This is a genomic window from Mesorhizobium sp. KR1-2 (assembly GCF_040045035.1).
Lineage (GTDB): Bacteria > Pseudomonadota > Alphaproteobacteria > Rhizobiales > Rhizobiaceae > Pseudaminobacter.
Genome location: NZ_JBDZDS010000003.1, coordinates 227,711 through 244,551 on the forward strand (window position 1 = coordinate 227,711; position 16,841 = coordinate 244,551).

Genomic DNA, 16,841 nt, shown 5'->3' on the forward strand with positions numbered 1-16,841 from the left:
CGAGCCACCTCTCCCCCATGAAGGTTGGGGAGAGGAATTCAGTCCTAACGCGTAAAGCTTTGTGCATTCCCCGCGTCGACGTTGACGATGTTGCCGGTCGACTTGGCCGACATGTCGGAGACGAAGAAGAACACCGCTTCGGCGACATCCTCTGGATAGACGCTGAGCTTCAGCATCGAGCGCTTGCGGTAATGCTCGTCGAGATCGTCCGGGCTCATGTTGTAGGCGGCGGCGCGCTGCTCGCGCCATTCGCCGGTCCAGATCTTGGAGCCGCGCAGGACCGCGTCCGGGTTCACCGTATTGACGCGGATGCCGAACTCCGCCCCCTCCAGCGCGAGGCAGCGCGCGAGATGGATCTCGGCGGCCTTGGCCGTGCAGTAGGCAGCCGCATTGGGGGAAGCGGCGAGGCCGTTCTTCGAGGCGATGAAGACGACCGTGCCGCCGGTCTTCTGCCGCTTCATCAGGCGGAAGGCCTCGCGCGCGACCAGGAAATAGCCGGTCGACAGGATGTCCATGTTGCGGTTCCACATCGCCAGGTCCGTCTCGTCCACCGGCGCGGACGAGGAGATGCCGGCATTGGAGACCAGGATGTCCAGGCCGCCATAGTCCTGCACCGCGGCGGCAATGGCGGCGGCCACGTCCTGTTCGCGGGTCACGTCCAGACGGACGCTGCGCACCATGTCGGCGGTGTGGCGGCCAGCGAGCTCGGCATTGGCGGCGGCAAGCGCGCTCTCGTCGATGTCGGCCAGCAGCACGCAGGCGCCGTCGCGCAGCAGGCGCTCGGCCGTGGCGCGGCCGATGCCGCCGGCACCGCCGGTGACCAGCGCCACCTTGCCGGCAAGCGGCTTCGGCTTTGGCATGCGCTGCAGCTTGGCCTCTTCGAGCAGCCAGTATTCGATGTCGAACGCCTCCTGCTCGGGAAGGCCGACATAGGTCGAGACGGCCGAGGCCCCGCGCATGACGTTGATGGCGTTGACGTAGAACTCGGCCGAGATGCGCGCGGTGGCCTTGTCGCGCGCAAAGGTGATCATGCCGACGCCGGGCACCAGGTAGACGACCGCATTGGCGTCGCGCATGGGCGGGCTGTCGGGCCGCTTGCAGCGCTCGTAATAGGCGGCATAGCCCTGCCGGTAGTGCGCGACGGCCGCGTCGAGCCCGGCCAGCGTGGCGTCGACATCGGGTTTTGCCGGGTCGAAATCGACTACCAGCGGACGGATCTTGGTGCGCAGGAAATGGTCCGGGCAGCTGGTGCCCAGCGCGGCGAGTGCCGCCATGTCCCGCGACGAGACGAATTCGAGCACCGCATCGCTGTCATCGAAATGGCCGACCTTGCGCTCGGAAGCAGAAATCATGCCGCGGATGGCCGGCATCAGCCGCGCCGCCACCGCCCGACGCTCGTCAGGCGGAAGGACGCCGCGCGCCTTTCCGCCGAACGCGGCCTTGCCGTGCGTCTCCTGATCGAACCATTCGATCGCACGGTTGATGATGCGGATGGTGGTGTCGTAGCACTCCCTGGCCGTATCGGCCCAGGTGAACAGACCATGGCTCTCCAGCACCACGCCGACCGCATCCGGGTTTTCGCGGGCGAATTTCTCCAGCCACAGGCCGAGTTCGAAACCCGGCCGCTTCCACGGCAACCAGCCGATCTCGCCGCCGAAGATTTTTTGCGTCAGATCCCTGCTGTTCTTCGACGCCGCGATGGCGATGACGGCGTCGGGGTGCATGTGGTCGACATGCTTCTTCGGCACATAGGCATGCAGCGGCGTGTCGATGGACGCGGCGCGCGGGTTCAGGTTGAAGGTGCAGTGGGGCAGATAGCCCACCATCTCGTCTTCGAATTCGATGCCGCGATAGAGGCCCTTCAGTGCCGCGAGCCTGTCCATGTAAAGCGTGGAGAAGCCGTCGAGGTTGATCGTGCCGACATCGCCGCCCGAACCCTTCACCCATAGCACCTCGACGGGCTGGCTGGTGAGCGGGTCCTTCTCCATCACCTTCGCAGACGTATTGCCGCCGCCGTAATTGGTGATGCGTTTGTCGGATCCCAGCAGGTTGGAACGGTAGACCAGACGCTCGGGCTCGCTCATGGCGGCGGCCCTGCCCTCGTCCCACAAATTGGCAAGGCGCGGTGCGGTACGCGTTTCGAGCATGGTCTCCCTCCCTCCGCGCGACGATTGCGCGGTATTTTTGCGCAGGTTCACACGTTGCCGCCGACACTGTCAATCAATAACGATCAAAACCACTCATATTGCAGCGCACAATGAAATATTGTGACCGAACTTGATTGACACTGCGCGATTTGAATGTGTTAATCGCCCCGCAGGGAGGAACCATGCACGAAAAAGAGCGTCACCGCGTCATTCTGTCGGCCGTGCAGGAGAAGCCTGTCGTGACCGTGCAGGAGATGGTCGAGCTGACCGAGGCATCGGAAGCCACCATCCGGCGCGACATCGCGGCCCTGCACCTGCAGAAGCGCCTGCGCCGGGTGCGCGGCGGCGCCGAAGCGATCACGCCGCCACAGTTCATCGGCCTTGCAGGCCGCCCGTTCAGCGTCAACGAGACGCTGCATGCGGACAAGAAGCGCGTGATCGCCAAGGAGGCGGTGGAGCTGTGCCAGGACGGCGAGCCGATCATCATCAATGGCGGCACGACCACCTTCCAGATGGTGCATTTCCTCACTAACCGGCGCATGCCGATCTTCACCAATTCGTTTCCGATCGCCGAGCACCTGCTCAAGCACTCCAAGAACACGGTGGTGCTGTCGGGCGGCACGATCTATCGCGAGCAGAACATCATCCTCTCGCCCTTCGACAATGACGTAACGCGCAATTTCTATGCGCGGCGCATGTTCATGGGCGCGCAGGGGCTGGGGCCGCTCGGGCTGATGGAGGCCGACCCGCTGCTGATCCAGGCCGAGCAGAAGCTGATCGACCAGGCCGAAGAGCTGGTCGTGCTGGTCGACTCCTCGAAATTCCGCCAGCGTTCGAGCCTCATCCTGTGCGGCCTGTCGCGCATCGCCACCGTGATCACCGACGACGGCATCACGGACCAGGAGGCCAGGATGCTGGAGGAGGCGGGCGTCAAACTGATCGTCGCGAGGAACGCGGCATCGAAAGCGGAGGTATCTTCGCTGCCGGCCTAAGGGAAACATCCCAGGCGGCAACACTGATGGGAACGGAACCAAGAGGGAGGAACTGCGATGAACGTCCTGAAGAAACTGATGGTGACGGCGGCCCTATCGGCCGCCATGTTCGCGACCGCGGCCCAGGCCGAGGCCGTCAAGATCGCGCTGGTGGTCAAGTCGCTGGGCAACGGCTTCTTCGACGCGGCCCATGCCGGCGCGGAGGAAGCGGCCAAGGAGCTCGGCGACGTCGAGATTATCTATACCGGCCCGACCAAGGCGACCGCCGAGGCCCAGATCGAGGTGATCAACTCTCTGATCGCCCAGAAGGTCGACGCGATCGCCATCTCGGCCAACGATCCGGATGCGCTGGTGCCGGCGCTGAAGAAGGCGATGGACCGCGGCATCACCGTGATCTCGTGGGATTCGGGCGTGGCCAAGGAAGGCCGGCAGCTGCATCTCAACCCGTCGGCCACCGACCTGATCGGCAAGACCATCATCAAGCTGGCTGCCGACTACCTGCCGGAAGGCGGTGATGTGGCGATCCTGTCGGCCTCGTCGACGGCGACCAACCAGAATGCCTGGATCGACGCTGCCAAGAAGGCGCTGCCGACCGACTTCCCCAAGATCAATCTCGTCGCCACCGTCTATGGCGACGACGACTCGGCCAAGAGCACCGACGAGGCCAAGGGTCTGATTAAGAGCTATCCGGACCTGAAGGCGATCATCGCGCCGACGACGGTGGGCGTGGTTGCCGCCGCGCAGGTGGTGACCGACGAGAATCTGGTCGGCAAGATCAACGTCACCGGCCTGGCGCTGCCGTCGGAGTTCAAGAAGTTCATCGACAACGGCGCCTCGCAGGCGGTCGCGCTGTGGAACCCGATCGATCTCGGCTACTCGGCCACCTACCTCGCCTACGACCTGGCGGTGAAGAAGGAGGAGGCCAAGCCCGGCGCCAAACTCTCGATCGGCCGCGTCGGCGAGATCGTGCTCGATGACGACAACTCGGCTCCGATGGCCGATCCCTTCACCTTCGACAAGTCCAACATCGAGAAGTTCTCCAAGATCTATTGATCTGCGAGCAAGCGGCCGGCACGGTGGACAAGTTTCACCGTGCCGGCCGAACCGGTACGCAGGCCTGGCGGGACAATGGACAGGACAGCCCTTCCCATCGCAGCGGAGCTTCGGCCTGCGCCGTCCCGGCCGCTGCTGACGCTCGCCGGCATCAGCAAGAGCTTTCCCGGCGTTCGCGCGCTGCACGACGTCAGCCTCTCGCTCTATCCGGGGCAGGTGACGGCGCTGATCGGCGAGAACGGGGCCGGCAAGTCGACGCTGGTCAAGATCCTGACCGGAATCTACCAGCCCGACGCCGGCACCATCTCCATCGGGGACGAGCCCGTCACGCTGCCCACCGCGCACGCCGCATTCGAGCGCGGCATCACCGCGATCCACCAGGAAACGGTGCTGTTCGACGAGCTTTCGGTGGCCGAGAACATATTCCTGGGCCATGCGCCGAAGACGCGCTTTGGCACCATCGACTGGCGCGCCATGCGCAGCCGGGCACGCGAGGTGCTGGAGGCGATGGGCGCGGCGCATATCGACCCCGACACAAGGCTGAAGGACCTCGGCATCGCCAACAAGCACCTGGTCGCGGTGGGGCGCGCCATGTCCATCGACGCCCAGATCGTCATCATGGACGAGCCCACCGCCGCCCTCTCGGCCAAGGAGATCGAGGAGCTTTTCCTGCTGATCGAGTTCCTCAAGAGCGACGGCAAGGCGGTGCTGTTTATCAGCCACAAATTCGATGAGATCTACCGCATCGCGGATCGCTACACCGTGTTCCGCGACGGCGAGATGGTCGGCGAAGGGTTTTTGGCCGACACCGGCCAAAGCGAGATCGTGAAGCTGATGGTCGGCCGCGCGGTCGACCAGATCTTCCCGGAGCGGCAGGCCGACATTGGCGACACCGTGCTGGCCGTGTCCGGCCTCTCGCACCCAACCGAATTCGACGATATCGGCTTCGAGCTGCGCAAGGGCGAGATACTCGGCTTCTATGGGCTGGTGGGCGCCGGGCGCAGCGAGGTGATGCAGGCGATTGCCGGCATGACCCGGACGAGCCGCGGCTCTATCACGCTGGAAGGCGAGTTGATTGCGCCGGCGTCAGCCGCGGATGCGGTCGAGAAGGGCATCGTCTACGTGCCCGAGGAGCGCGGCAAGCAGGGCGTGGTGATCGGCCTGCCGATCTTCCAGAACGTGTCGCTGCCGTCGTTGAAGCGCACGTCGAAATCCGGCGTGCTGCGTCTTGCGGAGGAATTCGCGCTTGCCCGCGAATATACGGAACGGCTCGACCTGCGCGCCGCCTCCCTCAGCCAGGACGTCGGCACCCTGTCGGGCGGCAACCAGCAGAAGGTGGTGATCGCCAAATGGCTGGCCACCCGGCCCAAGGTGATCATCCTCGACGAGCCGACGAAGGGCATCGACATCGGCTCCAAGGCGGCGGTGCACGGCTTCATGGCGGAACTGGTGGCACAGGGGCTGTCCGTGATCATGGTCTCGTCCGAGCTGCCGGAAATCATCGGCATGTCGGACCGGGTGGTGGTGATGCGCGCGGGCCGGATCGCGGCGATCCACGAGAACAAGGGGCTCGACGCCGTGACGCTGGTGCAGGCGGCAGCCGGGATTGCAGCGCCATGAAGACACTGCTGAAACAACGCGAAATCTGGCTGCTGCTGGCGATTGCCGTGCTGATCGGCCTCGTTTCCACGCGCTACGCGGCCTTTGCCAGCCTCCGCAACCTGGCAACCGTCTTCAACGACACGTCGATCCTGATCATCCTTGCGCTCGGCCAGATGGTCGTCATCCTCACCCGCTCGATCGACCTGTCCATGGCGTCCAACGTGGCTTTGACCGGCATGGTCGTGGCGATGATCAACGCCGCCTATCCGGCAATCCCCGTCCCTGCCCTGATCGTGCTGGGAGCGTGCGTCGGTCTCGCACTCGGGGCCTTCAACGGGCTGCTGGTATGGAAGCTCGGCATCCCCTCCATCGTCGTCACGCTCGGAACGCTCACCATCTATCGCGGCGCGACCTTCCTGGTTTCGGGCGGGGCCTGGGTCAACGCCGACAAGATGAGCCCGACCTTCATCGGACTGCAGCGGGCGCAACTGCTCGGCCTGCCGCTGCTGTCGTGGTTCGCACTCGCCGCGATTGCGCTGTTCTACCTGCTTTTGACGCGCACGCCGCTCGGCCGCGCACTCTACGCCATCGGCGTGAACCCGACGGCTTCGGTCTATGCCGGCATCGACGTCGGGCGCACGACCTTCGTCGCCTTCTGCATCTCGGGCATGGTGGCGGGCATCTGCGGCTATCTCTGGGTGTCGCGCTACGTCATCGCCTCGGTCGAGGTGGCCAACGGCTATGAGCTCAACATCATCGCCGCCTGCGTCATCGGCGGCATATCGATCGCCGGCGGCATCGGCTCGGTGGGCGGCGCCGTGCTCGGCGCGCTGTTCCTGGGCCTCATCAACAACGCGCTGCCCGTCATCAACATCTCGCCCTTCTGGCAGATGGCAATCTCCGGCGGCGCGATCATCCTGGCCGTCGTGCTGAATGCGCGCGGCGAGCGCCGGCAGGGCCGGATCATCCTCAAGAAGGCCGAGGCGACATGAGCGCGACAGAGACGGCGCGGGGCTCGCGCCACATCCCCGACCGGCTCGACAAGCCGCTGCGCGCCGCGATCCTGAGCTGGGAGGCGCTGCTGGTGGCCGTCGCGATCGCCATCTTCGTCGCCAACAGCCTGGCCTCGCCCTACTTCCTCGATCCGTGGTCGCTGTCCGACCTGACCTTCAACTTCACCGAAAAGGCGCTGATCGCGCTGGCAATGGCGCTGCTGATCATCGCCGGCGAGATCGACCTGTCGGTGGCGGCCGTCATCGCCTTTGCCGCCACCATGATGGGCATGGCCGCGCAGTTTGGGATCGGCACGCCTGGGCTCGTCGGAATCGGCATTGCAGTGGGTCTTGCCTGCGGCGCGTTCAACGGCGCGCTGGTGACAGGGCTCGGCCTGCCCTCCATCGTCGTCACCATCGGCACGATGAGCCTGTTCCGGGGCACCGCCTTCATCATCCTCGGCGACCAGGCCTACAAGGGCTATCCGGCCAGCTTTGCTTTCTTCGGCCAGGGCTATGTGTGGTGGCTCGTCTCGTTCGAGCTTGTGCTGTTCCTCGCCGCCGCGGCCGTCTACTTCTTCGTCCTTCACCGCACCAGCTTCGGCCGACGCGTCTACGCGATCGGCAACAACCCCGTGGCGGCCCGTTTCTCGGGTGTCAGGGTGGAGCGGACGAAGTTCATCCTCTTCTGCCTGACCGGGCTGATGTCCGGCATTGCCGCCGTGCTGATCACGTCGCGGCTGGGCTCCACCCGCCCCTCCATCGCTCAGGGCTACGAGCTGGAAGTCATCACCATGGTGGTGCTGGGCGGGGTCAGCATTCTGGGCGGCGCGGGCGGCATTTTCGGCGTGGTGCTGGCCGCGCTGATCATCGGGCTGGTGACCTTCGGCCTGGGGCTGCTCAACGTGCCGGGCATCGTCATGTCGATCTTCATCGGCCTGCTGCTCATCCTCGTCATCGCCCTGCCGATCGTCTGGCGTCATCTCACCAAGGAGCGTTTTGCCTGATGGCCGAGAAATACGCTTTCCGCATGCGGCTGCACCCCGGCATGAAGGCCGAATACAAGCGTCGGCACGATGCGATCTGGCCGGAACTCTCGGCGCTGCTGAGGGAGGCCGGCGTAAGCGACTATTCGATCCATCTCGACGAGGAGACGAACCTGCTGTTCGGCGTGCTTTGGCGCACCGAAAACCACGGCATGGACGCGCTGCCGCACCACCCGGTTATGAAGCGCTGGTGGGCCCATATGGCCGACATCATGGAAACCAAGGCGGACAACGAGCCCGTGGCCGTGCCGCTCGAAACCGTCTTCCACATGGACTAGGCGATGGCCGAACCGCGCCTCACTGCCGTCATCGACATCGGCAAGACCAATGCCAAACTGGCGCTGGTCGACCTCGATGCGCTGGCCGAGATCGAGGTGCTGAAGACGGCGAACGCGGTCTCAAATGACGGCCCCTACCCGCACCACGACACTGAGCGGCTGTGGCGCTTCATCGTCGACGGCCTGGCCGAACTCGGGCGCAGGCACGACATCGACGCCATCTCGGTGACGACCCACGGCGCGACAGCCGCGCTGCTGGACGCGGAGGGTAAGCTAGCTCTGCCGATCCTCGACTATGAGCATGACGGCCCGGACGGACTTGCCGATGAGTACGATACGCTGCGGCCGTCATTTTCCGAGACCGGGACCCCGAGGCTTCCGGGCGGCCTCAATCTCGGCGCGCAGATCCACTGGCAGTCGAGGGCGTTTCCCGACCACTTCGCGGCCGTGCGCGCAATCCTGCCCTACCCGCAGTACTGGGCCTGGCGGCTGACCGGCGTGCAGGCGAGCGAAGTCACCTCGCTGGGCTGCCACACCGACCTCTGGGACCCGGCGCGGCGCGATTGGTCCTCCATGGTCGAGCGAGTGGGCTGGCGCCGGCTGATGCCGCCGATCAGGCAGGCCGGCGACTGCCTCGGGCCGCTGCATCCGAAGGTCGCCGCGCAGACCGGGCTGGCGGCGGACACGCCCGTCCATTGCGGCATCCACGATTCCAACGCCTCGCTGCTGCCGCATCTGTTGTCGCGCAAGCCGCCTTTCGCGGTCGTCTCCACCGGCACGTGGGTGGTCGCCATGGCAGCAGGCGGCAGAGCGGCCGCAGGGCTCGATCCCCGGCGCGACACGCTGGTCAATGTCGACGCGCTCGGCAGTCCTATCGCCTCGGCGCGTTTCATGGGCGGGCGTGAGTTTGCCGTGCTTGCCGGAACCGCCCCCGAAGCTTCCGCCACCGAAATTCGCGACGTACTGTCCGAAAAGCTCATGGTGCTGCCTTCGGTCCAGACCAGCTCCGGGCCTTTTCCGAAGCGGGCAGCCGAATGGGTGGCATCGCGCAGATTGAGCGAGGGCGAGCGCTTCGCCGCCGCCTCCTTCTACCTGGCGACGATGACCGCCACCTGCCTCGATCTGATCGGCGCTTCCGGCGAAACCATCGTTGAAGGCAGCTTTGCCGGCAATCGGCCCTATCTGGACATGCTAACGGCGGCGACCGGGCGGCCGGTGCTGGCCGGCCAGGCCAATGCGACGGGAACCAGCATCGGCGCGGCCCTGCTGACATGCGCCAGCCGGGCACCAAGCGAGGAACTTCGCCTGATCGACCCATCGCCGAATGCCGATCTGCTCGCCTCCTACGCTGCAGCGTGGCGCTCGCGGATCGGTGAAGCGTGACGCAGATCACGTCAGCGCCGCGCCCGCTTGACAGGGTGCACCTTCACTCATAACGCTAAGATGTCAGACCAATTTCGGTCGGCATGAAGTTGGGAGGCTTCATGGCGGGAATGATCGACAGGCCGCAGATTTTGCCGCTTCCGCCGGTCGATCGCGCTCGACAGGTCACAGAAGCCCTCGCCGCCTATATCGACCAGGCCAGTCTCAAGGCGGGCGATCGCCTGCCTGCCGAGCGCGAGCTGATGTCGGCGCTGGCCGTCGGCCGTTCCACCATCCGCGAGGCGATCCGGCATTTTCAGGCCCTCGGCGTGATCGAGACCCGCAAGGGCAGCGGCACCTATCTGCTGAAGCCCGTCTCCACCGCCACCATCCATATGCCGCTCTCGCTCGACACCGCGGATCTGCGCGATGCGCTGCTGCAGACGCTGGAGGTGCGGCGCGGCATCGAGGCCGAGGCCGGCATGGTCGCGGCGCGCAAGCGCACCGCCGAGGACATCGCCAACATCGAAGCCAAGCTCAACGAGATGGAGCGGGTGCATCTGGCCAACGGCACCTCCGGGCCGGAGGATCTGGCCTTTCATCTTGCGATCTACGACGCCACCCACAATCCGCTGTTCGGACAGTTGTTGGAACAGATGCGCGAGACGTTCGAGCGATTCTGGAACTGGCCGTTCGACCGCAAGGATTTCGCGCGGCGGTCCTTCCCGTTCCATCGCACACTGTTCAACGCCATCGTCGCGCAGGACGCCGAGGCGGCGCGGCGCGAGACGCTGAAAATTCTCGACGTGGTCGAGGAAGACATCAAGGAAATGTCCAAATGAACAATGGCGCCGAGCCGTTCGACCTCGCTTCCCTTATCGTCGCCCACGACGACGGCAACGCCTTCGACGCGGTCGTTCCGCCCATCGTGCAGACTTCCCTCTTCACCTTTGCCAGCTATGACGAGATGGTCGCCTCCTATCGCGGCGAGAAGGTGCGGCCGATCTATACGCGCGGCCTGAACCCGACCGTCCGCGCCTTCGAGGAAATGCTGGCCAAGCTCGAGGGCGGGGAGGATGCACTGGGTTTTGCCAGCGGCATGTCGGCGATTTCGTCCACCGTGCTGTCTTTCGTCGAGCCGGGCGACCGCATTGTCGCGGTTCGCCATGTTTACCCCGACGCCTACCGGCTGTTCGGCACGCTGCTCAAGCGCATGCGCGTCGAGGTCACCTATGTCGACGGCCGCGACGAGGAGCAGGTCGCCAAGGCGCTGCCGGGCGCAAAGCTCTTCTACATGGAAAGCCCAACGAGCTGGGTGATGGAGGCGCATGACGTCGGCGCGCTTGCAGCGCTGGCAAAGCGCCATGGCGTGGTCAGCGTCATCGACAACAGCTGGGCGAGCCCTGTCTTCCAGCAGCCGCTCTCGCTCGGCGTCGATTTGGTGCTGCACTCGGCCTCAAAATATCTTGGCGGCCATTCGGATGTCGTGGCCGGCGTGGTCGCGGGCTCGAAGGAGCTTATCGGCCGCATCCGTGCCGAGGCCTATCCCTATCTCGGCGGCAAGCTGTCGCCCTTCGACGCCTGGCTCTTGGTACGCGGCATGCGCACGCTGCCGATCCGCATGAAGGCGCACGAGGCCTCGGCGCTGGCCATCGCCAAGCGGCTGCAGGACCTCGACGTGGTGGAGAAGGTCTGCCATCCGGCGCTGGCCAACCGCCTGCCGGCCGGGCTCAACGGCACGTCCGGCCTGTTCTCCTTCGTCTTCCGCGACGGCGTCGACGTGCGCCGCTTCACCGACCACCTGAAACTCTTCAAGCTGGGCGTAAGCTGGGGCGGTCACGAAAGCCTGATCGTGCCGGCCGAAGTGGTGTTGCAGCAGAAGGCCCAACCGAATTCCGCGCATGCCTTCGGCATCGATGCGCGGTCCGTACGTCTCCATGTCGGCCTCGAGGGAACCGAGGCCTTGTGGAACGATCTGGAGGCGGCGATCGCCGCCTCTCAGTCCTGATCTCAATTAGAAAAAACCAACCAAAGGGGAACAAAATGAGGAGACTTGTTACCGCCGCCATCTTCACGGCGATGATGGCCGGCACGGCGCTTGCCGACACCACGCTGAAGCTCGTGGAGGTGATCACCAGCCCCGAGCGCACCGAGACGTTGAAATCCATCGTCGGGAAGTTCGAGGCCGCCAATCCGGGCACCAAGGTGGATATCATCTCGCTGCCCTGGGGCGAAGCCTTCCAGAAATTCGCCACCATGGTCTCGGCCGGTGAAATCCCGGACGTCATGGAGATGCCCGACACCTGGCTGTCGCTCTATGCCAATAACGGCATGCTCGAAAGCCTGGAGCCGTATCTCGCCAAGTGGGAACACACGGCAGGCCTGACGCCGCGCGCGCTCGAACTGGGCCGTGACGTCAACAACACCGCCTACATGCTGCCCTACGGCTTCTACCTGCGGGCCATGTTCTACAACAAGAAGCTCCTTCAGGAGGCTGGCGTCGCCGAGCCGCCGAAGACGCTGGAGGAATTCACGGCCGCTTCCGAGAAGGTCTCCAAGCTTTCCGGCAAGTATGGCTACTGCATGCGCGGCGGCCCCGGCGGCCTCAATGGCTGGATGATCTTCGCCGCCTCGATGGCCGGCTCCAACAAGTATTTCAACGAAGACGGCACCTCCACCATGAACAGCCCCGGCTGGTCGAAGGGCATCGAGTGGATGGTCGATCTCTACAAGAAGGGCTATGCGCCCAAGGACGCCGTGAACTGGGGCTTCAACGAGGTGGTGGCCGGCTTCTATAGCGGCACCTGCGCCTTCCTCGACCAGGACCCGGATGCGCTGATCGCCATTGCCGAGCGCATGAACAAGGACGACTTCGGCGTCATGCCGCTGCCGAAGGGACCGGACGGCAAGTCCTTCCCGACGATCGGCTTTGGCGGCTGGTCGATGTTCACCGCGAGCAAGGACAAGGACCTGGCCTGGAAGCTGATCGCCACGCTCGAAGGCCCGGAGGGCAACATCGAGTGGAACCAGCGCATCGGCGCGCTGCCGGCCTATACGGCGGCCGAGAAGGACCCCTTCTACGCGGGCGATCAGTTCAAGGGCTGGTTCCAGGAACTGGCGGACCCGAACACGGTGCCGACCGTGATGCCGACCTACCTCGAGGAATTCGCCTTCTTCAAGGACTCCCTGGTGATCAAGACCTCGCAGGAAGCGCTCCTGGGCGACATCACGCCTGAGGAACTGGCCAACCAGTGGGCCGACTATCTCACCAAGGCACAGCAGAAGTTCCTCGCCAAGAACAAGAACTAACGAGGTCTTTTGCGGGAGGCGGGGCTTCTCCGCCTCCGGAAGCGCGGGACGAGGGCCGGCGGCAGAGTTCTGCCCCGGCCCCGTCTCCCGCAGCATGTCACGCCGGCTTGCGATCTACCCGCAGGCCGCGCTCGGGACCGTTTCGTGATGAACGCATCTGCAGTCACCTATGACACCCGGCCGGACAGGCGCCCGCTGTTGCAGCGGATTGCGCACGCATCCGAGCCGTATCTCTACAGCGCGCCTGCGCTGATCCTCATCGTTGCGGTCATGCTGGTGCCGCTGGTGCTCGGCATCTCCTATGCCTTTCGTGACATCCAGATTCTCAATCCGTTTTCGGGCGGCTACGTCGGGCTGGACCACTTCCGCGAGCTGTCGCACGACCAGTCCTTTTATCGGGCGCTGAAGAACACGCTGTGGTGGACGGGCGGGTCGGTCTTCCTGCAGTTCATCTTCGGACTGATCCTGGCGCTGCTGCTCGACAAGCCGTTTTATGGACGCGGTCTGGCGCAGGCGCTGGTCTTCCTCCCCTGGGCGGTACCGACCTTCCTTGCCGGCCTCAACTGGGCCTGGCTGTTCAATCCGGTCATCGGGCCGCTGCCGCATTGGCTTTACGCGCTGGACATCCTCAGCGAACCCAACAACATCCTGTCGGACCCGCAGCTTGCGATGTGGGGGCCTATCGTCGCCAATGTCTGGTGGGGTATCCCCTTCTTCGCTATCACGCTTCTGGCGGCGCTGCAGGCGATCCCGCGCGACCTCTACGAGGCGGCGGCAATCGACGGCGCTGGCCCCGTACAGCGTTTCATGTCGATCACGCTGCCGTTCCTCGCGCCCACCATCGCCATCACGGTGCTTCTGCGTACGGTGTGGATCTCCAACTTCGCCGATCTCATCGTCGTGATGACCAATGGCGGCCCGGCCGACCGCACGCAGATCGTCGCCAGCTACATCTTCACCCAGGCTTTCAAGCGGCTGGACTTCGGCTATGCCTCGGCGATTGCGCTGGTGCTGCTCGTGCTGCTGCTCGCCTATTCCATGCTGATCGTGCTTCTGCGCCAGACGCTGCTGAACAGGGGCTGAGACCATGCGGACCAAAAAGCTTCTTCTCACCGGCGCGCATAGGCTTGCGATCCTCGCCTACATCGTCTTCGCGCTGTTCCCGCTGTTCTGGCTGCTGAAGGTCTCGATCACGCCCAACGACCTGCTCTATACGGAAGGGGTGCGGCTCTGGCCGTCGCGCACGACCTTCGAGCACTTCGAATTCGTGCTGACGCACAGCGCCTTCCCGGTCTTCTTCCGCAACAGCCTGATCGTGTCCGGCTCCACGGCGGTGGTGGTGACGATCCTCGCCTCGCTCTCGGGCTATGCCCTGTCGCGCTTCACCTTCCGCGGGAAATACTGGATCGTCGCGCTGATGCTCGTCACCCAGATGTTCCCGCTGGTCATGCTGGTGGCGCCGATCTTCAAGATGCTGTCGCCGCTGGGGCTAACCAACAGCCTGACCGGTCTGGTGATCGTCTACACCGCCTTCAACATGCCGTTTGCCACCTTCCTGATGCAGTCCTTCTTCGACGGCATCCCGAAGGATCTCGAAGAGGCGGCGATGATCGACGGCGCGACCCAGTTCAAGGCCTTCCGCCACATCATCCTGCCGCTGACGCTGCCCGGCATTGCTGCTACGCTCGGCTTTGTCTTCACCGCCGCGTGGAGCGAGCTGTTGTTCGCGCTGATGCTGATCTCGGGCAACGACGCGGCGACCTTCCCAGTCGGGCTCCTGACCTTCGTGTCCAAGTTCGCGGTCGATTTCGGGCAGATGATGGCGGCAGGTGTGCTGGCGCTCATCCCGGCCTGCCTCTTCTTCCTCCTCATTCAGCGTTACCTCGTGCAGGGTCTGACGGCCGGCGCGGTCAAGGGTTAGGTGATCCCATGGCATCCATCGACATCCGCAACATCCGCAAGAGCTACGGGAGCTTTCCGGTGCTGCACGGCATCGATCTGACGATCGGTGATGGCGAGTTCATCGTGCTCGTCGGGCCGTCCGGCTGCGGCAAGTCCACTCTGCTGCGCATGATCGCGGGACTGGAGGAAGTGACCGCGGGCGAGATTTCCATCGCCGGCAAGCGGGTCAACGAGCTTGCCCCCAAGGACCGCGACATCGCCATGGTGTTCCAGTCCTATGCGCTCTATCCGCACATGAACGTCGCCAACAACATGAGCTACAGCCTGCGCCTGCGCAAACAGGCGAAAGACAAGATTGCTTCAGCGGTGAACGGTGCGGCGTCCAAGCTCGGGCTCGATCCGCTGCTGGAGCGCCGACCCAAGGCGCTGTCGGGTGGGCAGCGGCAGCGCGTCGCCATGGGCCGCGCCATCGTGCGCCAGCCCAAGGCCTTTTTGTTCGACGAGCCGCTGTCGAACCTCGACGCGCGCCTGCGCGAGCAGATGCGCGCCGAGATCAAGAAGCTGCATGGCGATCTCAAGGCGACCTCGATCTATGTAACGCATGACCAGATCGAGGCGATGACGCTGGCCGACCGCATCGTCGCCATGCATGGCGGGGTGGTGCAGCAGGTGGGCACGCCGCTGGAGCTCTATGACAAGCCTGCCAACCTGTTCGTGGCCGGCTTCATCGGCTCGCCGGCCATGAATTTCCTCGAAGGCACCTATCGGCGCGATGGTGGCAATGCGGGCGTTCAGCTGGTCGGCGATACGGTCATGGCCCTCGACGGGACAGCCCCGCTCGAAGACGGCACTCGACTGACCGTCGGCATCAGGCCCGAGCATGTGATGCTGCCTGCAACCGGCGGCATGGAAGCCACCGTCGATCTCGTCGAGCCGACCGGCTTCGGCATCATCCTGCATCTGTCCCTGCACGGGCTGCCGTTCAAGGCCTTCACGCTCGATCGCGATGCGCTGACCGCCGGCCCCAGGGTACGGGTCGATTTCCCCGCCAGGCATCTCCACCTGTTCGATCAATCCGGGCAGCGGACGGAGTAGCCCGATCTTCGATACTGCCTGCCGCAGCACCCAACATGGTTGACAGGCATAGTTAAGGGCGACTTAACCTTTACACCCCATTATCCATGCGAATTCAACCGACCTCCGCCCCCGGCGCGAGGGTTCGCAGGGGTGACGAAAATGGGGAATTTTCTCAAGCCAGTTCTCGCCGCATTGATGGCGGCCGGCGCGGCGGCTCCCGCCGTCGCGGCAGATTTGATCGAACCGCCGGTGGTCGAGGTAGCGCCGGTGATCGGCGGATGGTACATCCGCGGCTATCTCGGGATGACCAACCAGCGGCTCGGCGAGTTGCGCACCGACCTCTTCAACGATCCGGACATCGAAGCGCGCGGCTGGCACGACAAGGGCGGCTTCGGCTCCTCGCCGTTGTTCGGCGGCGGTATCGGCTATCAGTTCAACGACTGGATTCGCGGTGATCTGACGGCGGAATATCGCGGCAGCGCCGACTTCAACGCGCTTGACTGGGTTCAGTTTACGAACTCCGACCCCTATACCAACGACTACAGGGCCCGGAAATCCGAGTGGCTGTTCCTGGCCAATGGCTATGTCGACCTCGGCCAGTTCGGCCCCATCGTTCCCTATGTGGGCGCCGGCATCGGCACTTCGCGCAACACGATCTCGCAGTTCCGTGACGTAAACGTCGTCAACAACGGCGGCGCGTGGGCGGAGACGGAGTCGAAGTGGAATTTCGCCTGGGCGCTGCACGCAGGCCTCGGCATCCAGGCCACCGACCGCATGACGGTCGACCTGGGCTACAGCTACGTGAATCTCGGCCATGCGCAGACGGGGCCGCTACGGAACGACGATCCGGACTACGACGTGGCCAACGACGGCATGAAGTTCCACAAGCTGACCTCGCACGATCTGAAGCTGGGCATCCGCTACGCCTTCAACTGACCTTGGAGCCAAAGCTCTCCCAAAAGGCCCCCGACGGGGCCTTTTTTCATGCGCTCGCAATAGACGGACACCTTTCGTTAGCCTTAACCGGCACTTAACCAGTATGGTTAACAATACATCCCGACGGCGACTCGAAGCCTCCCTT

The 16,841-nt window shown here is 64.5% G+C and carries 15 protein-coding genes; 14 read left to right on the top strand and 1 reads right to left on the bottom strand.

Annotated elements, in window-relative coordinates; all coding sequences use genetic code 11:
• Window positions 1-44: 44 nt before the first annotated feature.
• Window positions 45-2,147: a bifunctional rhamnulose-1-phosphate aldolase/short-chain dehydrogenase gene (locus ABLE85_RS08835; RefSeq protein ID WP_348792340.1), complete on the bottom strand. Its 2,103-nt coding sequence runs from the start codon at window positions 2,145-2,147 to the stop codon at window positions 45-47.
• Between the two features lie 182 nt (window positions 2,148-2,329).
• Here ABLE85_RS08835 and ABLE85_RS08840 point away from each other — a divergent pair, with 182 nt between their 5' ends.
• The 14 genes from ABLE85_RS08840 (at window position 2,330) to ABLE85_RS08905 (ending at window position 16,696) form a co-directional block, all read left to right on the top strand.
• Window positions 2,330-3,139 (top strand): DeoR/GlpR family DNA-binding transcription regulator, encoded by an 810-nt coding sequence (locus tag ABLE85_RS08840; protein ID WP_348792341.1) that lies wholly within the window; start codon window positions 2,330-2,332, stop codon window positions 3,137-3,139.
• A gap of 57 nt (window positions 3,140-3,196) precedes the next feature.
• Window positions 3,197-4,192, top strand: a complete 996-nt coding sequence (rhaS, locus tag ABLE85_RS08845; protein ID WP_348792342.1) for a rhamnose ABC transporter substrate-binding protein — start codon at window positions 3,197-3,199, stop codon at window positions 4,190-4,192.
• 75 nt (window positions 4,193-4,267) lie between these two features.
• On the top strand, window positions 4,268-5,812 hold the full coding sequence (locus tag ABLE85_RS08850) for a sugar ABC transporter ATP-binding protein (protein WP_348792343.1): 1,545 nt from the start codon (window positions 4,268-4,270) through the stop codon (window positions 5,810-5,812).
• Window positions 5,809-6,786 (top strand): ABC transporter permease, encoded by a 978-nt coding sequence (locus ABLE85_RS08855; RefSeq protein ID WP_348792344.1) that lies wholly within the window; start codon window positions 5,809-5,811, stop codon window positions 6,784-6,786. Before ABLE85_RS08850 ends, ABLE85_RS08855 begins: the two co-directional genes overlap by 4 nt.
• Window positions 6,783-7,793 (top strand): ABC transporter permease, encoded by a 1,011-nt coding sequence (locus ABLE85_RS08860; RefSeq protein WP_348792345.1) that lies wholly within the window; start codon window positions 6,783-6,785, stop codon window positions 7,791-7,793. The genes ABLE85_RS08855 and ABLE85_RS08860 overlap by 4 nt, the downstream gene beginning before the upstream one ends.
• Window positions 7,793-8,110 (top strand): L-rhamnose mutarotase, encoded by a 318-nt coding sequence (gene rhaM, locus ABLE85_RS08865; protein WP_348792346.1) that lies wholly within the window; start codon window positions 7,793-7,795, stop codon window positions 8,108-8,110. The genes ABLE85_RS08860 and rhaM overlap by 1 nt, the downstream gene beginning before the upstream one ends.
• A 3-nt stretch (window positions 8,111-8,113) precedes the next feature.
• Window positions 8,114-9,493: an FGGY-family carbohydrate kinase gene (locus ABLE85_RS08870; RefSeq protein WP_348792347.1), complete on the top strand. Its 1,380-nt coding sequence runs from the start codon at window positions 8,114-8,116 to the stop codon at window positions 9,491-9,493.
• A 110-nt stretch (window positions 9,494-9,603) separates the two neighbouring features.
• Complete coding sequence (locus ABLE85_RS08875; RefSeq protein WP_348792501.1) at window positions 9,604-10,314, top strand: FadR/GntR family transcriptional regulator; 711 nt, start codon at window positions 9,604-9,606, stop codon at window positions 10,312-10,314.
• Window positions 10,311-11,480: a PLP-dependent transferase gene (locus ABLE85_RS08880; RefSeq protein WP_348792348.1), complete on the top strand. Its 1,170-nt coding sequence runs from the start codon at window positions 10,311-10,313 to the stop codon at window positions 11,478-11,480. The genes ABLE85_RS08875 and ABLE85_RS08880 overlap by 4 nt, the downstream gene beginning before the upstream one ends.
• A gap of 35 nt (window positions 11,481-11,515) precedes the next feature.
• Entirely contained in the window at window positions 11,516-12,781 is a 1,266-nt protein-coding gene (locus ABLE85_RS08885) for a sugar ABC transporter substrate-binding protein (RefSeq protein WP_348792349.1), read from the top strand.
• A 147-nt stretch (window positions 12,782-12,928) separates the two neighbouring features.
• Window positions 12,929-13,864: a sugar ABC transporter permease gene (locus ABLE85_RS08890; RefSeq protein ID WP_348792350.1), complete on the top strand. Its 936-nt coding sequence runs from the start codon at window positions 12,929-12,931 to the stop codon at window positions 13,862-13,864.
• A gap of 4 nt (window positions 13,865-13,868) precedes the next feature.
• Window positions 13,869-14,702 (top strand): carbohydrate ABC transporter permease, encoded by an 834-nt coding sequence (locus tag ABLE85_RS08895; RefSeq protein WP_348792351.1) that lies wholly within the window; start codon window positions 13,869-13,871, stop codon window positions 14,700-14,702.
• 8 nt (window positions 14,703-14,710) lie between these two features.
• Entirely contained in the window at window positions 14,711-15,778 is a 1,068-nt protein-coding gene (gene ugpC / locus ABLE85_RS08900) for a sn-glycerol-3-phosphate ABC transporter ATP-binding protein UgpC (protein ID WP_348792352.1), read from the top strand.
• A 141-nt stretch (window positions 15,779-15,919) separates the two neighbouring features.
• Window positions 15,920-16,696, top strand: a complete 777-nt coding sequence (locus ABLE85_RS08905; RefSeq protein WP_348792353.1) for an outer membrane protein — start codon at window positions 15,920-15,922, stop codon at window positions 16,694-16,696.
• The last annotated feature ends 145 nt before the right edge of the window (window positions 16,697-16,841 follow it).

Bases quoted from the DNA above. Each gene is read 5' to 3' on its own strand.
- ABLE85_RS08875 (WP_348792501.1), top strand. From the start codon at position 9,604: ATGATCGACAGGCCGCAGATTTTGCCGCTTCCGCCGGTCGATCGCGCT.
- ABLE85_RS08840 (WP_348792341.1), top strand. From the start codon at position 2,330: ATGCACGAAAAAGAGCGTCACCGCGTCATTCTGTCGGCCGTGCAGGAG.
- ABLE85_RS08870 (WP_348792347.1), top strand. From the start codon at position 8,114: ATGGCCGAACCGCGCCTCACTGCCGTCATCGACATCGGCAAGACCAAT.
- rhaS (WP_348792342.1), top strand. From the start codon at position 3,197: ATGAACGTCCTGAAGAAACTGATGGTGACGGCGGCCCTATCGGCCGCC.
- ABLE85_RS08860 (WP_348792345.1), top strand. From the start codon at position 6,783: ATGAGCGCGACAGAGACGGCGCGGGGCTCGCGCCACATCCCCGACCGG.
- ABLE85_RS08890 (WP_348792350.1), top strand. From the start codon at position 12,929: ATGAACGCATCTGCAGTCACCTATGACACCCGGCCGGACAGGCGCCCG.
- ABLE85_RS08855 (WP_348792344.1), top strand. From the start codon at position 5,809: ATGAAGACACTGCTGAAACAACGCGAAATCTGGCTGCTGCTGGCGATT.
- rhaM (WP_348792346.1), top strand. From the start codon at position 7,793: ATGGCCGAGAAATACGCTTTCCGCATGCGGCTGCACCCCGGCATGAAG.
- ugpC (WP_348792352.1), top strand. From the start codon at position 14,711: ATGGCATCCATCGACATCCGCAACATCCGCAAGAGCTACGGGAGCTTT.
- ABLE85_RS08850 (WP_348792343.1), top strand. From the start codon at position 4,268: ATGGACAGGACAGCCCTTCCCATCGCAGCGGAGCTTCGGCCTGCGCCG.
- ABLE85_RS08905 (WP_348792353.1), top strand. From the start codon at position 15,920: ATGGGGAATTTTCTCAAGCCAGTTCTCGCCGCATTGATGGCGGCCGGC.
- ABLE85_RS08880 (WP_348792348.1), top strand. From the start codon at position 10,311: ATGAACAATGGCGCCGAGCCGTTCGACCTCGCTTCCCTTATCGTCGCC.
- ABLE85_RS08895 (WP_348792351.1), top strand. From the start codon at position 13,869: ATGCGGACCAAAAAGCTTCTTCTCACCGGCGCGCATAGGCTTGCGATC.
- ABLE85_RS08835 (WP_348792340.1), bottom strand. From the start codon at position 2,147: ATGCTCGAAACGCGTACCGCACCGCGCCTTGCCAATTTGTGGGACGAG.
- ABLE85_RS08885 (WP_348792349.1), top strand. From the start codon at position 11,516: ATGAGGAGACTTGTTACCGCCGCCATCTTCACGGCGATGATGGCCGGC.